Raw genomic sequence first — 20,699 nt, 5'->3', positions numbered from 1 at the left:
GTGGGTTGCCTATCTGGCCGTGTTCCTGGGCACCGTCATCAAACGCAAGGAGCCGCACATCTACGTGGCAAACTGGTTCTACCTCGCGTTTATCGTCACTGTCGCCATGCTGCATGTGGTGAACAACCTGACCATTCCGGTTTCGATCTGGGGTTCCAAATCCGTGATCGTCTGGGCTGGCGTTCAGGATGCGATGGTTCAGTGGTGGTACGGCCACAATGCGGTGGGCTTCTTCCTGACCGCGGGTTTCCTGGGCATGATGTACTACTTCGTGCCGAAGCAGGCCGAGCGTCCGGTTTACAGCTACAAGCTGTCGATCATCCACTTCTGGGCCTTGATCTTCCTGTATATCTGGGCCGGTCCCCACCACCTGCACTACACCGCACTGCCTGACTGGGCCTCGACGCTCGGCATGGTGTTCTCGGTCGTGCTCTGGATGCCCTCCTGGGGTGGCATGATCAACGGTCTGATGACGCTTTCGGGCGCATGGGACAAGCTGCGCACCGACCCGATCCTGCGGATGATGGTGACCTCGATCGCCTTCTACGGGATGTCGACCTTCGAAGGTCCGATGATGTCGATCCGCGCGGTGAACTCGCTGTCGCACTACACCGACTGGACCATCGGCCACGTCCACTCTGGCGCTCTTGGCTGGAACGGCATGATCACGTTCGGCGTGCTGTACTACCTGGTGCCCAAGCTGTGGAACCGCCAGGCGCTCTACAGCCTGCGCATGGTCAGCTGGCACTACTGGCTCGCCACGAGCGGCATCGTGCTCTACGCCGCGTCGATGTGGGTGACCGGGATCATGGAAGGCCTGATGTGGCGTGAAGTCGACGCCCAGGGCTTCCTGGTCAACAGCTTCGCCGACACCGTGGCGGCCAAGTTCCCGATGTACGTGGTTCGCGGCCTTGGTGGCGTCATGTACCTCGTTGGTGCGCTGATCATGGCCTACAACCTCTGGATGACCGTGCGCAAAGGCTCTGCCAAGGCAGAAGCCCCCGTCGCGGCACCCGCTGAATAAGGAGGGTCCGGAACATGGCTATTCTTGACGGACACAAGAAGATTGAAACCAACGCCACCCTCCTTCTGGTTCTCAGCCTTGGTGTTGTGACCATCGGCGGGATCGTGGAAATCGCTCCCCTGTTCTACCTGGACAACACGATCGAGGACGTGGAGGGCATGCGCCCCTACTCGCCGCTCGAACTGACCGGGCGCGAGATCTACATCCGCGAAGGCTGCTATGTCTGCCACTCGCAGATGATCCGGCCGATGCGTGACGAGGTGGAGCGGTACGGGCACTACAGCCTCGCGGCTGAGTCGATGTATGACCACCCGTTCCAGTGGGGCTCCAAGCGGACGGGGCCCGACCTCGCCCGCGTGGGCGGCCGCTATTCGGACGAATGGCATGTCGACCACCTGACCGATCCGCAGTCGGTGGTGCCTGAATCGGTGATGCCGCCCTATGGCTACCTCGCCAATACGGTGATCGAACCGGGATATGTCTCTGAGCTGATGGCCACGCACCGCATCGTCGGCGTGCCCTACACCGACGAGATGATCGAAATGGCCGACTACGACTTTGTCGAGCAGGCCACCAATTTCGGTGATGACGCCGTGGCGGAACGCTACCCCGGTGCGCAGGTGCGCGATTTTGACGGAAATCCGGAAGTGACCGAGATGGACGCCCTGATCGCCTACATGCAGATGCTCGGCACGTTGGTCGATTTCTCGACCTTCACGCCCGACGAGCACCGCTGAGAAGGGACCGCAACAGATGGAAGATACTTACACCATCATGCGGGTCTTCGCGGGAAGCTGGGGACTGGTCTTCATGTTCCTGGTCTTCGCAGCCGTCGTCCTGTTCGCCTTCCGGCCCGGTAGCCGGAAGGTGCACAGGGACACCGCGAACATTCCCTTCCGCCATGACGACAAGCCGGCCCGGTCCATGCTGACCGGTTCCCCTGACGCCCAACTTACGGAGGCGCGGCAATGACCGAACAGAAGCATCCTGAAGAACAGATCCTGATGGAGGGCGATCCCGATACCACGGGTCACGTCTGGGACGGGATCAAAGAGTTCAACAACCCTCTTCCGCGTTGGTGGCTGTGGACCTTCTACGCCACCTGTGCCTGGGGTCTGATCTACACCGTCCTCTACCCGGCATGGCCGCTGCTCAGCGACTCGACCGCCGGTGTGCTGGGGTATTCGACCCGGGCCGAGGTTGCGGCGGACATCGCCTCGTTCGAGGAAATGAACGCCCCGGTCCGTGCCCAGATCGAAGCGGTTGAACTGGCGGCGATCAACGCCGACGAAAACCCCGACCTCTACAACTACGCCATCCAGGGCGGGGCCGCGATCTTCCGCACCTGGTGCGCGCAGTGTCACGGCTCGGGCGCCGCCGGTGCGACCGGTTACCCGAACCTGCTGGACGATGACTGGCTGTGGGGCGGCTCGATCGACGAGATCCACTACACCATCAGCCACGGCATCCGGAACGAGGATGATTTCGACGCGCGGTACTCCGAAATGACCGCCTTCGACGAAATCCTCACCGATGACGAGATCGGCAGCGTGGTGCAATACGTCCGCAACCTGTCGGGCCAGGATCACGATGCGACCTTGGCCACCGCGGGCGAGCAGGTGTTCCTCGACAACTGTGCGTCCTGCCACATGGATGACGGCACCGGTGACCGCTTCCTCGGCGCTCCCAACCTGACCGACGCCATTTGGCTCTATGGCGGGGACGAGGCCAGCCTTGAAGCCACCGTGCGCTATGCCCGCTTCGGCGTCATGCCGCCCTGGTCGGCCGACGCCACCGAAGCTGGCCGTCTGAGCGAGGCAGAAGTTCGCTCGGTCGCGGTCTACGTCCACTCTCTGGGCGGCGGGGAGTAATCCCCCGACAAGAGATCCGGAGGCCCCTCCCGGCCTCCGGTTAGGTGCCGACCCTGGTCCTGTTCGCGCGTTTCCTGCAGGGTCGGCACCTCTAGTTACAGAATCCGAATGGCCCCTCCCGGCCATCGGAAAAGGTGCCGGCTCTGGTCCTGTTCGCGCGTTTCCTGCAGAGCCGGCATCTTACATCCCTAAAGATACAAATTAAGATAATTCGCGCTTTCGCCTTAAAGTGGTCCTGATCGGGGCCACTTCGCCCTTCAGGTTAATGCTCTCATGGACCTATCGAGGGCAGCGATATGACGAAGCTGATGAAGACTACGGCAGGCTTTCTTGCCGACGACTCGGGTGCAGTGACGGTTGATTGGGTTGTTTTGACAGCAGGGCTTGTCGGCCTTGGGCTTGCGACCATGGCGGTCGTATCCGGCGGGGTCGAGGACCTGTCGGGCGATGTTGGCACGCAACTTGCCAGCCAGGAGATCTCGGCCAGCTTCGGCAGTGGTGCCGTTGATTGGGTTGCAGGCAACTGGGACCAGAGCAACCCGGGGATCTATGATTCCTACACGGCATGGATGGCCGGGTTCGAAGATCAGCAGTTGCTGACCCACATGGCCAACATGGAGCAATACGCGGAATACCCCGCCGGCTCTGGCCACCCTTACGACACCTATCACGACGAATATTACATCGCGCGGGACGAGGCGATTTCCCGCGGGTTGATCGACCCGCCGACCTGAGTCGCAAGGACCAGCTCAAGAACAGGCCGATCCCGCCCGGGGTCGGCCTTTTTCATTGCGCCTTCGGACAAAGCGCCGCAACGGGGGCGAAAACCTATGAAGGCAACTCATGTTTTTTGCAGTGCAGCGCCAATTCTTGATCCACGTCAAAGTTGGCCCCGGCCCCGACGCATAAGAACCAAGCAAGCCAAGGCAAACGACTCCAAGGGGTATCTCCGGTCATGAGTTCCGCAGAACAACCGCAAAAACTTTACGCAGCACGCGAACCTGTTTTCCCGAAACGCGTTTACGGGCCTTTCCGGAACCTCAAGTGGATCATCATGATCGTGACCCTGGGCATCTACTACCTGACGCCCTGGATCCGTTGGGATCGCGGCCCCTCGCTGCCTGACCAGGCGGTCCTGCTGGATCTTGCCAACCGCCGCTTCTTCTTCTTCTGGATCGAGATCTGGCCGCACGAGTTCTACTTCGTCGCGGGCCTTCTGATCATGGCCGGGCTCGGGCTGTTCCTGTTCACCTCGGCCCTGGGCCGGGTCTGGTGCGGTTATGCCTGCCCTCAGACCGTCTGGACGGACCTGTTCTATACGGTCGAGCGCTGGATCGAGGGGGATCGCAACGCGCGCCTGCGCCTGTGGAAGCAGAAATGGGACGCCCGCAAGGTGCGCCTGCGCGTAACCAAGTACATCGCCTGGTTCCTGATCGCGGTCGCCACGGGCGGGGCCTGGGTATTCTACTTTACCGATGCGCCGACGCTGTTCATGGACCTGGTGACCCTTCAGGCACCCTATGTGGCCTACGCGACCATCGGCATCCTGACCGCCACGACCTTCGTCTTCGGGGGGTTCATGCGCGAACAGGTCTGCATCTACATGTGCCCCTGGCCGCGTATCCAGGCCGCGATGATGGACGAGGACACGATCACCGTGGCCTACCGTTCCTGGCGCGGTGAGCCGCGCGGCAAGCACCGCAAGGGGGCCGATGCGGACCAGCTTGGCGACTGCATTGACTGCATGGCCTGCGTGAACGTCTGCCCCGTGGGCATCGACATTCGCGACGGGCAGCAGCTGGAATGCATCACCTGCGCGCTTTGCATCGACGCCTGTGACGACATCATGAAGAAGATCGGCAAGCCACGTGGCCTGATCGACTACATGGCGCTGACCGATGAGGCGAACGAGCGTGGCGGGAACCCCAAGAAATCGGTCTGGAAGCACATCTTCCGCCTGCGCACGATCATCTACACCGTCCTGTGGTCCGCGATCGGCGTTGGCCTGACGGTCATGCTGTTCGTGCGCTCCGACATCGACGTGACGATTTCGCCCGTGCGCAACCCGCAATACGTGACGCTGTCCGATGGCACCATCCGCAACACCTACGACGTGCGGATCCGCAACATGCAGCACGAAGACACCGAGTTCCACATTTCGCTGACCTCGCACGAGATCCTGCGCGTGGAACTTGAAGGCACCAACCTTCTGACCGTCACCGTGCCCGCAGACAGCACCCAGTTGCAGCGTGTATATGTTCTGGCACGGCCCGACGATCCGGCGGCGACGGCAGAACGCACCGACTTCCGCTTCTGGATCGAGGCGCAATCGAATGGTAGCCGCACCTATGGCGACACCGTCTTCCACGGACAGGGGAACTGAGATGAGCGACGCAACCCAGCCCCGTGAACGGCAGCTGACCGGTTGGCATGTGCTGGCCATCTTCGTCGGCGCGTTCGGGATCATCATCGGCGTCAATGTCTACATGGCGGTCAACGCGGTGCGGACCTTCCCAGGGCTTGAGGTCTCCTCCTCCTACGCTGACAGCCAGGACTTCGACCTGCGCCGCGAAGCGCAGGAGGCGCTTGGATGGGTGGCCGAGGTCGAGGTGGATGCCGAAACCGGTATCCTGACCCTGCATCTCAACGACGAAGCCGGGCGCCCGGTGGCCCCGGCTGAATTGCAGGCGCTGCTGACCCGTCCCACGAACCAGGAAGAAGACCAGCAACTGACCCTGACCCGCAACGCGGGGGCCTTCACCGCGCCCGTTGCGATCAGCCCCGGCCGCTGGCGCCTGCGCCTGACCGGTGAAGCCCGCGATGGCACCGCCTATCGTCACAACATTACTTTCACGGTGCGGAACTGATCCCAAGTGACCACCACCTTCGAACATAGCAGCCCCGCGGTCTGCCCGGCCTGTTCGGTCACGCCAGCAGCCGAGGCGCTGGCCGATGCCCCCAAGGAGGCGCGGCTGATGCTGTCGCTGCCGGGAATTCACTGCGCGGCCTGTATTTCGACGGTGGAACGGGCGCTGGCCCGCACGCCGGGCGTGCAGTCGGCCCGCGTGAACCTGACGCTGAAGCGCGCCATGGTCGAGGCCGATGCCGGCATCACGGCCGAAGAACTCGTGCGCGTGGTCGAGGGTGTGGGATACGAGGCACATGAGCTCGACCCCGGCATGCTGGCCGCGACCGAGGCCGACCGCGCCAGCAAGGACCTGCTGATGCGGCTCGCCGTGGCGGGCTTTGCGATGATGAACGTGATGCTGTTGTCGGTGGCGGTCTGGTCCGGGGCCGAGGGCGTCACGCGCGACATGATGCACTGGATCTCGGCGGCGATCGTGCTGCCCGCGATCGTATTTACCGGCAAGCCCTTCTACGTGAACGCCTGGTCCGCACTGCGCACCGGGCGGCTCAACATGGACGTGCCGATCACGCTGGCCATTCTTCTGGCCGTGGGCACCTCGTTCTACGAGACCGTCCATTCCGGAGAGCATGCCTATTTCGACGCCGCGATCTCGCTGACCTTTTTCCTGCTTGCGGGCCGTTACCTCGACTACCGCACACGGGCCTCGGCCCGGTCAGCCGCGCAGGAACTGGCCGCGATGGAGGTGCCCCGCGCTCTGCGCCTGACCGAGACGGGCGAGACCGAAACCGTGGGCGTGGCCGAGCTCGCCCTGGGCGACCGCGTTCTGGTGCGCCCCGGCGGGCGCGTTCCGGTCGATGGTGTCGTGCTGGACGGCACGTCCGAGATCGACCGTGCCCTGATGACCGGGGAAAGCCTGCCCGCCTTCGCCGGCCCCGGAACGGCCGTGTCCGCGGGCGAGGTGAACCTCACAGGGCCGCTGACCGTTGAAGTCACGGCGGCGGGGGAAGATACCGCGCTTCACCGCATTGCCGATCTCGTCGCCATCGCGGAGTCGGGGCGCAACAACTACACCTCGCTTGCCGACCAGGCGGCGAAACTCTACGCGCCGGGGGTGCATATCCTGTCGGCGCTCGCCGCCGTGGGCTGGTATCTCTACACCTTCGATCTTCGGATTTCGCTCAATATCGCCGCTGCGGTTCTGATCATTACCTGCCCTTGCGCTTTGGGTCTGGCCGTACCGGCCGTCACCACGGCAGCGTCGGGACGGCTATTCCGCAAGGGAATGCTGATCAAGGATGGAACCGCCATGGAACGGCTGGCCGAGGTCGATACCGTCGTGTTCGACAAGACCGGAACGCTGACCATGGGCGCTCCTCATCCCGTGGGCCTGTTGGAGCTGCCCGCCGAGGCCAAGGGCGTGGCCCTGTCGCTTGCCACGGTGTCGGGCCATCCGCTGGCCGAGGCGCTGGCAAAGGGCCTGCGCGACCTTGGCCAGTTGCCCGAGACACTCGACAAGCTGCGCGAGGTCCCCGGATACGGCGTGGAAGGCCAGTGGCAGGGCAGGACCGTCCGCCTTGGGCGTGCCACCTGGGTTGGGGCCGAGGCGCTCGACGTCACGGCGACCTTCCTGCACATCGAAGGCGAGGCCCCGATTGCCGTCACCTTCACCGACTCCATGCGCCCCGGTGCGGCCGAGGCAGTGCAGGGGCTGAAGGCCAGCGGGTTGCGCGTGATCCTCGTGTCGGGCGACACGCGCGGCGCGGTGGAACGCTTCGCCGCAGAGATTGGCATCGACGAGGTCATGGCCGAAGCGCTGCCCGATCAGAAGGCGGCCCGTGTCGCGGAGCTTGCGGCGCAGGGCGCCCGGGTTCTGATGGTGGGGGACGGGCTCAACGACACCGCCGCCCTCGCGGCGGCGCATGTCTCGATCTCGCCCGCTTCCGCGCTCGATGCCGCCCGCGTGGCCTCTGACATGGTGCTACTGGGCAAGGACCTTGCCCCGATCGCGGACGCGTTCGAGACCTCGGTGAAAGCCCGCGCGCGCATTCGGGAAAATTTCTCGATCGCAACGGTCTATAATATCGTGGCCGTGCCCTTCGCCATCGCGGGGTTCGCAACACCGTTGGCGGCGGCCTTGGCGATGTCGGCCAGCTCGATTACCGTGTCCCTGAATGCGCTGCGCCTGCGCTGAGCCAAGGAAGGCCCGCCCCGATGGATGTTCTGGTAATCCTGATCCCCGTGTCTCTCTTCCTGGGGGCGCTTGGGCTTGGCGGGTTCTTCTGGCTGCTCAAACGGGGGCAGTTCGACGACCCGGAAGGCGATGCCAACCGCATTCTCAGCGGCGATTACGACGACGAACCGAAAGGCTAGGCGGGGGAAGGATTTTCGAAAATCCTTGCAAGGATCTGCGCAGATTCTTCCTGCCATTCGGCAGGCAGCCCTGTCAGGGACCGTAAGTGGTGCAGGTGATGTTGCGCGACATCAGCCGCGCGCAGGCCCGGGCAGCCTGATCTTCGCTCATCCCCGCGAACTGTGCTTCGAAGCCGCCGCTGCGGTTGACGACGTTGCGCAAGGCTTCGTCGAAGGTGCCAAGCTCGGCCAGCGCGGTGCGCAGCAGCAGCTGCTCGGCGGCAAAGCGCGATGGATAGCGCCCAAGCGACACGCCATAGAGCCGTTCCCCGCTCGACGAGGCGCGGGTCACGATTTCCTGCGCGGGCGGCTCGGGGTCGGGGTTGATCACGGCAAGCTCGATCTCGGTGGAATCGTAGGCGACGATTTCGGGGCGCGGAACTGGAATGACGCTCGGCGTGGCCGGGGCATCCGTTGGCTCGGCCTCCGGCTCTGCTTCCGCGAGCAGCACCTCTTGCGGGGCCGCCTCCTCCGGCACTGGTTCCGGTATCGGCGTTTCAGTGGCGTCTGCGGTTTCTTCGGGTGCCTCCGGTTCCGCCAGGGCATCTTCAACTGCGTCCGCGACAGCGGCCAGCAATTCAGGCGAGGCTTCGGGAATATCTTCCGGGCCAGCAGGGGGCAGGGGGCGGGGCAGGGGGCGCAGGCTGCTTGTGACCAGCCCTGTTGTGCGCGTCGTGCGTCCCGCGCGTCCGTCATTGCCGTAGACGGGCAGTTCGGGCCGCCTGACCTGGGCCTGCGCCGGGGCGCGGGCAAAGCCCATGTCGAGAAGTTCCATGATCCTCTCGTTGCGGCTGGCCGATGAACGGCCCCCGAACACGGTTGCGATGATCCGCACGTTCCCACGTTCCGCCGAAGCGACGAGGTTATAGCCCGCCGCCCGCGTGTAACCCGTCTTGATCCCGTCCGCACCCCGGTAGGCATCCAGGAACCGGCGGTTGGTGTTGCGCACCGTCGCAATGCCCGCATCCGCAGTCCGACGCGAGAAGATGTTGTAGTATTGCGGATAATCGTAGAACAGCCGCCGCCCCATCGTCGTCATGTCACGCGCGGTCGACAGGTGGCCTTCCTCGGTCAGCCCATTGGCGTTGCGGAAGGTGGTGCGGGTCATGCCAAGCGCTTCGGCGGTGCGGTTCATGCGGCGGGCGAAGGCCGCCTCCGAGCCCGAGATCGCCTCGCCAATCGCGGTGGCCGCATCATTGGCCGACCGGACCGCCGCCGCCCGGATCAGGTATCGCAGCCGGATCGTGCTGCCGGCCTGGAGCCCAAGCCGCGAAGGCGGTTCCGCTGCCGCGTTCTGGGAAATCCGCACGGGCGTATCGAGCGTGATCTCGCCAAGGCGCACCGCCTCGAAGGCGATGTAGAGCGTCATCATCTTGGTCAGGGAGGCCGGGTGAAGCCGTGTATCGGCATTGCGCGAGTGGAGAACTTCTCCGGTGCGCGCGTCGATCACCATGGCCGCATAGGGGGCAGCCCGCGCCGGGGAGGGTGCGGAAAGAAGCGTGCCGAACAGCACTGCGAGGCCCAAAAGGACCGAAAGGAGCGTTCTTCGTATCAAGAGACTGCTCTACTGCCTCTGCTGCCGTCTGATGCGGCTTTCGTGAAAGGATAGGGGATTTCTCCCCGTGAATCCATCACTAACCGTGCCATCTTTCGAGAGAATTCCCTGCCCTCCGACATCTGGCGGAACGCGACCATCTGGCCGCAATATCTTCGCCTGCGGCTCTGGACCTGCGGCCGGCTATTCGGCACAGTCCCGCCGATTGTGAGAGGAGATCCCGCGATGAGCGACTCGTTCGACGCCCGCAAGTCCCGCGCCTCGGCCTGGTTCCGAGAACTGCGCGACCAGATCGTCGCCGCCTTCGAGGCCCTGGAAGACAGCCAGAGCGAGGGGCCCTTCGCGGGCCAGCCCGCCGGCCGTTTCGAGGTGACGGAAACAAAGCGCGCCTCTGACGATGGATCGGATGCGGGCGGCGGCCTGATGAGCGTCATGCGCGGCGGGCGCGTCTTCGAAAAAGTGGGGGTGAACGTCTCGACCGTCTACGGTCAGCTTGGCGCGCAGGCGCAGAAGGCCATGGCCGCGCGCGGTGTGCCGGGGATGGAGGATGACCCCCGCTTCTGGGCCTCGGGCATTTCGCTCGTGGCACATATGCAGAACCCGCATACCCCTGCCGTGCACATGAACACGCGCATGTTCTGGACCCCGCACGCCTGGTGGTTCGGGGGCGGGTCGGACCTCAACCCCTGCATCGAATACGACGAGGACACCGCGCATTTCCACGCCGTTCAGAAAGCGCATCTCGATCCGCATGGTGACGGGCTCTATCCTGAGCTCAAGGCCTGGGCGGACGAGTATTTCTTCGTGCCGCACCGGGGCCGGGCGCGCGGTGTCGGCGGAATCTTCATGGACGACCGCAACACCGGAGACTGGGAGGCCGACTTTGCCCTGACGCAGGATATCGGCCGCGCCTTCCTGCCCGCCTTCCTGCCGCTCACGGAAAAGCGCCGCAATATGCCCTGGTCGGACGCCGACAAGGACACGCAGCTGATCCACCGCGGGCTCTATGCCGAATACAACCTCGTCTATGACCGGGGCACCAAGTTCGGGCTGGCCACCGGGCATGACGCGAATGCCGTGCTGATGAGCCTGCCACCGCTGGCCAAATGGGTGTGACCATGCAGAAAACCGCAATCGTGACCGGGGCCGCCCGCGGCATCGGCCTGGCCACCACCAGGCTCTTTCTCGAAGAGGGCCGCAAGGTCGCCATGATCGACCGCGACGTCCCCGCGCTGATGGAGGCCGCGGCGGGGCTGGACAACGTTCTGCCCGTGGTCTGCGACGTGTCGCAGCCCGACCAGGTCACGGCCATGGTGGCCGAGGTTCTGGACAAGTTCGGCCGGATCGACGCGCTGGTCAACAACGCCGGGGTGGCCGATTTCGGGCCGATCGACGAGACCGATTTCGAACGCTGGCGCCGGGTGATGGAAACCAATCTCGACGGGGTGTTCCTGTGCTCGCAGGCCTGCGCAGCGGCGCTGAAGGCGGCCAAGGGGACCATCGTCAACATCGCCTCAATCTCGGGGCTCAGGGCCTCGACCCTGCGCGTGGCCTACGGCACGTCCAAGGCGGGCGTCATGCACCTGACGCAACAGCAGGCGGCGGAATGGGGAGAATGGGGCGTGCGCGCCAACTGCATCTGCCCCGGCCCGGTGGCGACGAAGCTGGCCATGGCGGTGCACACGCAGGACATCATCGACGCCTATCACGACGCCATCCCGCTCAATCGCTATGGCAGCGAAGAAGAGATCGGCAATGTCATCGTCTTCCTGTGTTCGGACAAGGCGAGCTATGTCACCGGGCAGGTCATCGCCGTCGATGGCGGGTTCGAATCGACCGGCATCGGGTTGCCGTCCCTGCGGGGCTAGGTGCCAAATTTAATTGACGTAGATATTTAATTTCCGAAGATTTGCCGTTTGAATTTAAGATTCAGGCGGCTATTTTAATACATTTTCGCAAAAAATTGATGACGCAAGGTCAATCGCCATGAAATGATCGTCCCGTCGGGAAACTGGCGGGATTTTGATTTTGTGAATTTCGGGAGCGGTTATGTTCTGGAAATGGTTTCAAAACGGACAGCCCTCTTCGAGAATGTGGTCATCATACAAGATTGGCCTCAATGTCCTCAATGAGCGTCTGAACCGCAACCCGGATGGCAGTTATGACATTCCGCGTGTCCCTGAACTCCTGTCAGAGGCCGAAGAAGGGTCAAAGAGCTGGAAGAAGCTCTTCGAAGCCAAGCGATTGCTTATCCCCAAGATGACCCCGGAAATGATCCAGGCGGAGTCCATTCGCGGTTTGGAACAGGCTAAGGCTTGGGACATTCCCGAGGCCGCAACTTATGAAGCCAATCTTGCAAGCGCACAGGACAACCCGAAGCTGCAAGAAGCTGTTTACGAGCAGTTGGTCGACAGCTTGCAGTACCATCATTATCAGAGATTGCTTCACGATCATACGCGCAGCCGGACCGCCCGGAATCTGAACCTTGTGGGTGTGGTTGTCGTGGGCGTCGCCATGATCGCTCTTATCGGCTTTTCAGAGCCTGAAATTATGCGCTTCGTGGTGGAATACAGCTTTTTCTCGGTCATGTGGTTCGGAATGACGGGGGCCTACCTTTCCCGAATGATTGCCTTTCAAACGGATCTGAACGGTCTGGATCACTCTGCCCTGCGGATCAATTTTTCGCCGTTGTCGCTTGGCGTTCGCATGATTGTTGGCGCGTTGGGAGCGATGATCTTTTACCTGCTCATTCTGGGCGATCTCGTCGGAGGGGAGTTTTTCCCTGAACTCCACGGTGAACAATTCCTGGTGGGGTATTCCGTATTTACCGAGTACTACGAAGACACAGCGCAGCCAGAAGCACATCAAGACGGAGTGGCGAGTTCATCGAAAGCCGAAGACACGCTGACAGAAGCAGAAACCGCGCAGGGCGAAGGCGAGGAAACAGCGTCGACCGAGTCCCGAACGGAACATGGAACCGCAGCGGACCAGGTTGAGGGGCAGGATCAGACTGCCGACACTGGTGGACCTGACGAAGAAGACGGCAAGGGCAAGCTTTCGGACGTTAGGATCACTCTCTTTACCAGCCAGTTTGCCAAGCTGCTGATCTGGGCAACACTTGCCGGGTTCTCCGAGCGCCTCTTGCCGAACAGGCTTACCGGGATCGCAACCAACGACCGGAAGAGCGCCTAGTCGACCGGGTCGCCGCACGAAGGTTGCGACCCGCCATCGTCACCCATTCCTGACCGTGTCGATCATCAGTTGCACGTTCTCGGGGTCCGCGTCGGGTGTGATGCCATGGCCGAGGTTGAAGATATGGGGACCGTTGCGGAAGGCCTCGACGATGCGGCGGGTTTCATCCACCAGCGCCTGGCCGCCCGTCACCATGTGGCCGGGGGCGAGGTTGCCCTGGATGCAACTGTCGGGCTGCAGGGCTTCGGCGGCCCAGTCTGCCGAGACCGAGTTGTCGATGGCGAGGCAGTCCGCCCCGACGGCCTTGGCGAAGCCCACGTAGTTCTCGCCTGCCTCGCGCGGGAAGGCGATCACCGGCAGGCCGGGATGTCGGGACTTGAGTTCCGATATGATGCGCCTGGCGGGGTCCAGCGCGTATTTCGCGAAGGCATCGCCCTTGAGCGAACCGGCCCAGGAATCGAAGAGTTTCACAACCTCCGCCCCGGCTTCGACCTGCATAGACAGGTATTCGATGGTGGAGGTGGTCAAGAGGTCGATCAGTGCCTCGAATGTGGCCGTATCCCCCTCGCGCAAGGCGTGGGCGGGGCCCTGGTCTGGTGTGCCGCGTCCGGCGATCATGTAGGTCGCCACAGTCCAGGGCGCGCCGGCAAATCCGATCAGCGTGGTTTCCCTGGGCAGTTCGCGCGACAGGATGCGCACGGTTTCATAGACCGGGGCGAGGTGCTCGTGGATATCGTCCTTGCCCTTCAGGCCGCGCATCCCTTCGGGCCCGGTGATGGTTGACAGGCGCGGGCCCTCGCCGGTCACGAACCACAGGTCGGCCCCGAGCGCCTGCGGCAGCAGCAGGATGTCGGCAAAGAGGATCGCGGCATCGAAGCCATACCGCCGGATCGGCTGTAGCGTGACCTCGGCAGCGAGGTCCGAGTTGTAGCACAGCGACAGGAAATCGCCCGCCTCGGCCCGCGTGGCGCGGTATTCCGGCAGGTAGCGTCCGGCTTGCCGCATCATCCAGATAGGCGGGGTCGGCAGCACTTCTCCGGCAAGGGCGCGCAGCAGGGTCTTGGTCATGGGGGCCTCCGTCACAGTCCGCGCACCCTTTTCCGCGCGGCCCCCGGTGTCAAGCAGGTCGCGTTGTCACGGGGGCAAACTGCGGTTAGGAAGGCGGACATGAATCACGTGATGCCCACCCCCGCTCAACCGCTCAAGATTGGCACCCGCGGCTCGCCACTGGCGCTGGCGCAGGCTCACGAGACGCGTGACCGTCTGGCCGCAGCATTTCAGCTGCCGCCTGAGGCCTTCGAGATCGTGGTGATCAAGACGACCGGCGACAACCGGGCGCTCATTGACGCAGACAAGCCGCTGAAAGAGCTTGGCGGCAAGGGGCTCTTCACCAAGGAAATCGAAGAAGCGATGCTGGCGGGCGCAATCGACATCGCCGTGCATTCGATGAAGGACATGCCGGTCCTGCAGCCCGCTGGGCTGGTGCTGGACTGCTACCTGCCGCGTGAAGACGTGCGCGATGCCTTCGTATCGCTCGGTCACGCGGCGTTGGCCGATCTTCCGCAGGGCGCGACCGTTGGGTCGTCGTCCCTGCGCCGCCGCGCGCAACTTCGCGCCCGCCGCCCTGACCTGAACTTGGTAGAGTTCCGGGGTAACGTGCAGACCCGCATGAAGAAGCTTGGCGATGGCGTGGCCGATGCCACCTTCCTGGCCATGGCGGGGCTACGGCGGCTTGGCATGGCCGAGGTTGCCAAGTCACCGATCGCGCCCGAGGACATGCTGCCCGCCGTGGCGCAGGGGGCCATCGGGATCGAGCGTCGCGCCGCAGATGCCCGCGCTGCGAATATGCTGGCCGCGATCCACGATCATGAAACCGGCCTCCGGCTTGCTGCGGAACGCGCCTTCCTCGCGGGTCTGGACGGGTCCTGCGAAACGCCGATCGCGGGCCTGGCAGAGCTTTCGGGCAACAGCCTTCGCCTGCGCGGCGAGATCCTGCGCCCAGATGGGTCCGAGGTCCTGGCCGACGATATCACCGTGCCCGTGGCAGAGGGGGCGCAGGCCGGGGCGGAGATGGCCGCACGCCTGCGCGAGCGGGCTGGCCCGGGCTTTTTCGACTGGACGGGTCTGGCCTGAGCACCGGCCCGTTTTCCGCTGCGGAAAACGCCCCGCGATCCGACAGGATCGCGCCCGGCGATCCCTCTTAGGGGATGATCTTGCCGGGATTGAGGATGCCATTGGGGTCGAGCGCGGCCTTGATCCTGCCCATCACAGCCAGCGCCACGGGGTCCTTGTGCGCCGCCATGGCTGGCCGCTTCAGGACACCGACGCCATGTTCGGCCGAGAACGACCCGCCAAGCGCCACCACTTCTTCCTCGACGACCCGCGAAATGGCCTTCATCAGGTCGGGATCCGGTGACGAGGGCCAGCCCGCGAAATGCAGGTTGCCATCGCCCAGATGGGCCACGTTGAGAAAGCCGATGCCGGGGTCCAGCGCGCGGGTGCGCGTCTCGATGCGCTCCAGCAGCGCCTGCATCAGGTCGGGCCGCACCGCCACGTCATTGTCCACGAAGGGCAGCTTCAGCAGCGCCAGTTCCGCCGCCGCCTCGCGACGGGCCCACATTTCGGCCCGCTGTGCCTCGTTCTGCGCCACCACGGCATCGAGCACCGCGCCCGCCTCCAGCGCCTCCATCAGCGCCTGTTCCAGCTGCGCAGCGATCGGGACCGTTCCATCGGGGCCGGGGGTGCTGTCGCGCGCGGCAACGGCGCCCAGTTCGATCAGCACGTTCACCTCGTGGCGTGCGTCGAAGGGGGGGCGGGCCTCGGGGAAACGGGTCAGGTGGGCATCGATATAGGCCCCGGGCATGTATTCGAAGGCCTCTACTGCACCTCCGGTTTCGGCCTGCAGCGCGTGAAGCAGCGCCACGGCGTCACGCACCGTTTTCGTGGCCACCATCGCGGTCGCGTAGGCGCGCGGCTTGGGGAAGAGCTTGACGATGGCGGCGGTGATGATCCCGAGCGTGCCCTCCGCCCCGATCACCAGGTCGCGCAGGTCATAGCCGGAATTGTCCTTATGCAGCGCGCTCATCAGGTTCATGACCTCGCCCGTGGGCGTCACCACCTCGACCCCAAGGCAGAGCGCGCGCGCATTGCCATAGCGCAGCACGTTCGAGCCGCCCGCATTGGTCGACAGCGCCCCTCCCAGCATCGCCGAGCCGCGCGCGCCGAAGAATAGCGGGAAGATCAACCCGTGCTCCTCCACCGCGTCGTGAAGGCTCGACAGGATCACGCCTGCCTCGGCCACGGCAACCCGGGCCTCTGGCCGGATCTCGCGGATGCGGTTCATGCGGTCGAGTGACAGCATCAGCGCGCCCTCGGCCCGGGTGCCCCCGGCCATGCCGGTATTGCCGGACACGGGCACCACCGGCAGACCCCTGTCATTTGCCATCCGCAGGATGGCCGCGACCTCGCCCGCGGTGGCGGGGCGCGCCACGGAAAGCGGCGTCCAGCGGTCTTCGCCGCTCCAGTCCTGCGACCAGCGCGCCATGTCCGCTCCGGAGGCCACATGCGCCGCGCCCACGATCGCGGACAGCTCTGATATCAGTTCCGGTTCCGTCATGGCGCCAGACTGCGCCGCCCGCGCCCGGCCTTGCAAGGGGTCGTTGAGGAGGAAAGGCAAGCGTCGGGAAAAAGGCTGCAATTTGACCCTTGACGAGGTCCGGCACCTGTCATACTCAGCCCCCCGTTCCGGCGGTGTAGCTCAGTTGGTTAGAGCAGAGGAATCATAATCCTTGTGTCCGGGGTTCGAGTCCCTGCACCGCCACCATCTCCCCTCAAGATGATGTTGACGCCGCGCCGCCCGCGCGGCTTTCGCGTTTTGCGGCCTGCCTTTGGGGTTTTGACATCCCGCCACCTTGGGCTAAGCCTGTGCTCCACGACGCCAAAGCCCCGGGGAGGACAATGACCGTCGCGCGGACCATCGTCTTTTCGCTTCTCTTCCTGGGCTTCGCCTCGGGTGCTTTCGTGCTGTCCTCACGATATTTCCGCTCCGAAGAAGTCATCCGGGCCGAAGGCCGCCTGTCGCTCTACCGCTCGACCGTGGTGGCCGAACTCGACCGGTTCTCGCACCTGACCTTCGTGCTGGCCCGCGATCCGTTCGTGATCGAAACCGCTGCAGGCGGACCGACCGCGCCGCTTGACGGGCGGTTGGCGTCCTTTGCCAGCCAGTCGGGGCTCGACGCGATCTACCTGATGGATTTCGAGGGGCTGACGATCTCGGCCTCGAACGCCGGCTCGGCGCGCAGCTTCGTCGGCCAGAACTACTCGTTCCGCCCCTATTTCCAGGATGCGCTTGCGGGCGGCACCGGGCGGTTTTACGGCATCGGTGCCACCACCGGCCTGCCGGGCTATTTCATTGCCGAGTCCGTGGTGTCGGACCTGGGCGAGGCGCTTGGCGTCATCGCCATCAAGATCGACCTGACGCGCCTTGAAAACAGCTGGCGCGAAGGCGGCGAACAGGTGGTGCTGACCAATGCCGATGGGGTGGTGTTGCTGGCGTCGAATCCCGACTGGCGCTACCGCACGCTGACGCCGCTCGATGCAGGGCAGCGCGCCGCAATCGCCGAGGCGCGGCAGTTTCCGGGCCAGGCGCTTGACCCGCTCGACTGGCGCGAGGGCCCGGGCGACAGCGCGGTGATCGGCGGGATGGAGGTGATCCACCTGGCCAGTTCCGACCTGCCCCACGGCTGGCAGTTGCACTATTTCGCCAGCGTCGATCCGGTGGCCACGCGCAGTTGGCTGGCCACGGTGATCGCGGTGATGATCGCGGGCGGGGTGGCGCTGGTATTCCTGATGCGCCGCAATGCCCAGACCCAGGCCGCGCTGACCGCGCTGGAGCGCGAAGAGGCAGAGCTGCGCCGGGCCTATGACCTGCTGGCGGTAGAGATCGACGACCGCCGCGCGGCGGAACGGCGTCTGGAACGCACCCGCGACGAACTGGCCCGCGCCAGCCGGCTTGCGGCCCTGGGGCAGCTTGCCGCCTCGGTCACCCATGAACTGGGCCAGCCTATCACCGCCATGCGCAATCACCTTGCCGCGGCCGAGATGGGGGGCAGCGAGCGGGCCATTCCGAGCCTTGCGGGCCTGGTCGAGCGGATGGAAGGCATCACCCGGCAGCTCAAGTTCTTCGCCAATCCGGGCGAGGACGCGCTCAAGCCGGTGGACCTGGTGCAGGCCATGCGCGAGGCGCTGAAGCTCGTGGCACCCAACCTGGACACCCACGCGGTCGAGCTTGTGCAGGACCTGCCCGATGGACCGGTCGTGGTGCAGGGCAACGCGCTGCGGATCGAGCAGGTGATGGTCAATATCCTGCGCAACGCGATCGACGCGATGGAAGATGGCGACCGGCGCGAACTGACCGTGCGCGTGGGCAGCGCCGGGGGGCTGGCCTGGTTCGCGGTGGCCGACCGCGGGCATGGGCTGGGACAGTCCAGCCTGCTGGAGCTTCAGGAGCCCTTCGTCACCAGCCGGGAATCGGGGCAGGGCATGGGGCTCGGCCTGGCGATTTCCGCAGGCATCGTGAAGGAACATCACGGCGTGATGACCGCCCGCAACCGCGATGGCGGCGGCGCGGTCTTCCGTGTCGAGATCCCGCTTGCCGAGACCACCGAGGAGGCTGCCGAATGACCAGCGCGGATACCGCCCTTTCCGTCCTCATCGTCGATGACGACAAGTCCATGCGCGCCTCGCTGGTGGACCTGCTGGAGGCGGCGGGCTGGCGCACCGAGGCTTTGCCGCGCGCCACGCAGGTCGCCGATCTGCTGCCCCGGCTTCAGCCTGACGTGATCCTGTCGGACGTGCGCATGCCCGGCATGTCGGGGCTGGAGCTGCTGGCCACGCTCGACCGTGGCAGCGCCCCTCCCATGGTGCTGATCTCGGCCCATGGCGACATTCCGATGGCAGTCGAGGCGATCCAGAACGGGGCCTACAGCTTCGTCGAGAAGCCCTATGATCCGCGCCGCCTGCTGTCGATCCTGCGCCACGCGGCCGAACAGCACCGGATGGCGAAGGGGACCGAGCGGCTCAAGGAAAGGCTGGCCCGCCTGTCGGGGCTCGACCGCGTGCTCTTGGGCCGCACGCCCGAGATCGCAGCCATCCGGGCCGATGTGCTCGACTTCGCCGATACCGATGCCTCCGTTCTGTTGCAGGGGGAAACCGGCACCGGCAAAGAGGTGGTGGCGCGCGCCTTGCACGATCTAGGACCGCGCGCAGATGCGCCCTTCCTGGCCCTCAACTGCGCCGCCATCGCCGAGGCCAGTTTCGAGACAGAGATGTTCGGCGTGAAGGGCGAGGCGACGGGCAAGCTGGTGGCGGCCAATGGCGGCACGCTCTTCCTCGACGAGATCGCCGCCTGTCCGCCTGCCATTCAGGCCAAGCTTCTGCGCGTGATCGAGGAAAAGGAGCTCACACCGCTCGGCTCGACCACGCCCGTCAAGCTCGACCTGCGCATCGTCGCGGCCTCGAACGAAGAGGCCGAACAGGCGGTCAGGGAAGGCCGGCTGCGCCAGGACCTGCTCTTTCGCCTGAACACGGTGGTGCTGTCGCTGCCCCCCCTGCGGGCGCGGCGCGATGACATCAGCCTGCTTTTCACTCATTTCCTCGGCCAATATGCCCAGGTCTACGAGGTGGCCCTGCCCGATCTCAGCCATGACGACATGGCCGCGCTTCTGGCCCATGACTGGCCGGGCAACGTGCGCGAACTGCGCAACGCGGCCGAGCGGCGGGTTCTGGCGGCGCGACGCGGGGGCGGTTCGGTGGCCGATGCGATCCGGGCCGACCAGGCGCCCGAGGATGTGCCCGACACCCTGCGCGAGGCGGTAGCCGTCTTCGAACGAGAGCTGATCGGCAAGGCGATCCGGGCCCATGAGGGCCGGATGGACGCCGTGGCCGAAGCCCTCGGGATCGGGCGGCGCACGCTCAACGAGAAGATCGTCAAGCTCGGGCTGGACAAGGACGCGCTGCTCTAGTCTGGTCGGCAGCGAAGGAGCCAGCCCATGACCGATCTTGTATCCCAGATGACCCGATGGCGGCACGACCTGCACCGTCACCCGGAATTCGGCTTCGAGGAATCCCGCACGGCGGCCTTCGTGGCCGAAACGCTGCGCGGCTTCGGGCTGGAGGTGGCAGAAGGGATCGGCGGCACCGGCGTTGTCGGCACACTGAAACGCGGCATGTCCAACCGGGCGATTGCGCTGCGCGCCGACATGGACGCGCTTCGGATCTCCGAAACCACCGGGGCGGAATATGCCTCCCGGACCCCTGGCACGATGCATGCCTGCGGCCATGACGGGCATACGGCGATGTTGCTTGGCGCGGCGCGGATGCTGGCCGAAGAGGGCGGCTTCGATGGCACCATCCGCTTTCTGTTCCAGCCGGCCGAGGAATGGGGGCAGGGGGCGCTCTCCATGCTCGCCGATGGCCTGATGGAACGTTTCCCCTTCGACGAGGTCTATGGTCTGCACAACATGCCGGGCCTGCCCCTGGGCCATTTCGAAACCCGCCCCGGCCCGATCATGTCGGCCGAGGATATCTTCGAGATCACCCTCACCGGGCAGGGTGGCCATGCTTCCAGCCCCCATTGGGGGCGCGAGGTCATGGTGCCGGCCTGTGCCCTGGTGATGGACCTTCAGACCATCGTCGCGCGCCGCATCGCGCCGGTCGATACAGCCGTGGTTTCGGTGACCGAGCTTGTGACTGACGGCACCCGCAATGCCTTGCCCGGCC

General features: G+C 64.8%; 19 protein-coding genes and 1 tRNA gene. 17 read left to right on the top strand and 3 right to left on the bottom strand.

Going from position 1 to position 20,699, the window contains the following annotated elements:
- The 9 genes from ccoN to ccoS all read left to right on the top strand — a co-directional run.
- The coding region (gene ccoN, locus ACEQXV_RS04415; RefSeq protein WP_370268073.1) for a cytochrome-c oxidase, cbb3-type subunit I at positions 1–1,024 on the top strand (1,024 nt) is incomplete at its 5' end.
- A 14-nt stretch (positions 1,025–1,038) separates the two neighbouring features.
- Entirely contained in the window at positions 1,039–1,761 is a 723-nt protein-coding gene (gene ccoO / locus ACEQXV_RS04410; protein ID WP_370251938.1) for a cytochrome-c oxidase, cbb3-type subunit II, read from the top strand.
- A gap of 16 nt (positions 1,762–1,777) precedes the next feature.
- On the top strand, positions 1,778–1,996 hold the full coding sequence (locus tag ACEQXV_RS04405) for a cbb3-type cytochrome c oxidase subunit 3 (RefSeq protein ID WP_370251937.1): 219 nt from the start codon (positions 1,778–1,780) through the stop codon (positions 1,994–1,996).
- On the top strand, positions 1,993–2,895 hold the full coding sequence (ccoP, locus tag ACEQXV_RS04400) for a cytochrome-c oxidase, cbb3-type subunit III (protein ID WP_370251936.1): 903 nt from the start codon (positions 1,993–1,995) through the stop codon (positions 2,893–2,895). Before ACEQXV_RS04405 ends, ccoP begins: the two co-directional genes overlap by 4 nt.
- Positions 2,896–3,191: 296 nt before the next feature.
- Complete coding sequence (locus ACEQXV_RS04395; RefSeq protein WP_370251935.1) at positions 3,192–3,629, top strand: hypothetical protein; 438 nt, start codon at positions 3,192–3,194, stop codon at positions 3,627–3,629.
- A gap of 221 nt (positions 3,630–3,850) precedes the next feature.
- On the top strand, positions 3,851–5,278 hold the full coding sequence (gene ccoG / locus ACEQXV_RS04390) for a cytochrome c oxidase accessory protein CcoG (protein ID WP_370268072.1): 1,428 nt from the start codon (positions 3,851–3,853) through the stop codon (positions 5,276–5,278).
- A 1-nt stretch (position 5,279) separates the two neighbouring features.
- Positions 5,280–5,762 carry a FixH family protein gene (locus tag ACEQXV_RS04385; protein ID WP_370268071.1) on the top strand — a complete coding sequence of 161 codons (483 nt, stop codon included), beginning with the start codon at positions 5,280–5,282 and terminating at the stop codon, positions 5,760–5,762.
- A 6-nt stretch (positions 5,763–5,768) separates the two neighbouring features.
- Positions 5,769–7,955, top strand: coding sequence for a heavy metal translocating P-type ATPase (locus tag ACEQXV_RS04380; RefSeq protein WP_370252369.1), 2,187 nt, complete (start codon positions 5,769–5,771; stop codon positions 7,953–7,955).
- A gap of 20 nt (positions 7,956–7,975) precedes the next feature.
- The gene (gene ccoS, locus ACEQXV_RS04375; RefSeq protein WP_370252370.1) at positions 7,976–8,134 is read left to right on the top strand and encodes a cbb3-type cytochrome oxidase assembly protein CcoS; all 159 of its coding nucleotides are present in this window, start codon (positions 7,976–7,978) and stop codon (positions 8,132–8,134) included.
- Between the two features lie 73 nt (positions 8,135–8,207).
- On the opposite strand, the gene ACEQXV_RS04370 is transcribed toward ccoS, so the two are convergent.
- Positions 8,208–9,728, bottom strand: coding sequence for a serine hydrolase (locus tag ACEQXV_RS04370; protein WP_370268069.1), 1,521 nt, complete (start codon positions 9,726–9,728; stop codon positions 8,208–8,210).
- Between the two features lie 225 nt (positions 9,729–9,953).
- Between ACEQXV_RS04370 and hemF the strand changes: the two genes are divergently transcribed.
- From hemF to ACEQXV_RS04355, 3 genes are all read left to right on the top strand, one after another.
- A complete protein-coding gene (hemF, locus tag ACEQXV_RS04365; protein ID WP_370268068.1) occupies positions 9,954–10,844 on the top strand; it encodes an oxygen-dependent coproporphyrinogen oxidase in 891 nt (296 codons plus the stop codon).
- A gap of 2 nt (positions 10,845–10,846) precedes the next feature.
- Positions 10,847–11,596: an SDR family NAD(P)-dependent oxidoreductase gene (locus ACEQXV_RS04360; protein ID WP_370268067.1), complete on the top strand. Its 750-nt coding sequence runs from the start codon at positions 10,847–10,849 to the stop codon at positions 11,594–11,596.
- Between the two features lie 181 nt (positions 11,597–11,777).
- On the top strand, positions 11,778–12,920 hold the full coding sequence (locus ACEQXV_RS04355; RefSeq protein WP_372525231.1) for a hypothetical protein: 1,143 nt from the start codon (positions 11,778–11,780) through the stop codon (positions 12,918–12,920).
- Positions 12,921–12,959: 39 nt separating this feature from the next.
- Here the strand turns inward: ACEQXV_RS04355 and hemE are convergent, their stop codons facing one another.
- On the bottom strand, positions 12,960–13,988 hold the full coding sequence (gene hemE, locus ACEQXV_RS04350; protein ID WP_370254566.1) for a uroporphyrinogen decarboxylase: 1,029 nt from the start codon (positions 13,986–13,988) through the stop codon (positions 12,960–12,962).
- Between the two features lie 99 nt (positions 13,989–14,087).
- On the opposite strand from hemE, the gene hemC reads away from it, so the two are divergent.
- Entirely contained in the window at positions 14,088–15,053 is a 966-nt protein-coding gene (gene hemC / locus ACEQXV_RS04345; RefSeq protein WP_370254567.1) for a hydroxymethylbilane synthase, read from the top strand.
- 67 nt (positions 15,054–15,120) lie between these two features.
- Here the strand turns inward: hemC and ACEQXV_RS04340 are convergent, their stop codons facing one another.
- Positions 15,121–16,536 carry an FAD-binding oxidoreductase gene (locus tag ACEQXV_RS04340; protein ID WP_370268063.1) on the bottom strand — a complete coding sequence of 472 codons (1,416 nt, stop codon included), beginning with the start codon at positions 16,534–16,536 and terminating at the stop codon, positions 15,121–15,123.
- A gap of 130 nt (positions 16,537–16,666) precedes the next feature.
- Between ACEQXV_RS04340 and ACEQXV_RS04335 the strand changes: the two genes are divergently transcribed.
- The 4 genes from ACEQXV_RS04335 to ACEQXV_RS04320 all read left to right on the top strand — a co-directional run.
- Positions 16,667–16,743: transfer RNA gene (locus ACEQXV_RS04335), tRNA-Met, on the top strand.
- Positions 16,744–16,877: 134 nt separating this feature from the next.
- Positions 16,878–18,602 carry an ATP-binding protein gene (locus tag ACEQXV_RS04330; RefSeq protein WP_370268062.1) on the top strand — a complete coding sequence of 575 codons (1,725 nt, stop codon included), beginning with the start codon at positions 16,878–16,880 and terminating at the stop codon, positions 18,600–18,602.
- Positions 18,599–19,942 carry a sigma-54-dependent transcriptional regulator gene (locus ACEQXV_RS04325; protein ID WP_370254572.1) on the top strand — a complete coding sequence of 448 codons (1,344 nt, stop codon included), beginning with the start codon at positions 18,599–18,601 and terminating at the stop codon, positions 19,940–19,942. Before ACEQXV_RS04330 ends, ACEQXV_RS04325 begins: the two co-directional genes overlap by 4 nt.
- A gap of 27 nt (positions 19,943–19,969) precedes the next feature.
- The coding region (locus ACEQXV_RS04320; RefSeq protein WP_370268060.1) for an amidohydrolase at positions 19,970–20,699 on the top strand (730 nt) is incomplete at its 3' end.

This window comes from Nioella sp., from assembly GCF_964229645.1.
Lineage (GTDB): Bacteria > Pseudomonadota > Alphaproteobacteria > Rhodobacterales > Rhodobacteraceae > Nioella.
The sequence above is the reverse complement of the archived record's forward strand: the minus strand, read 5'-3'. Positions and strand labels throughout refer to the sequence as shown.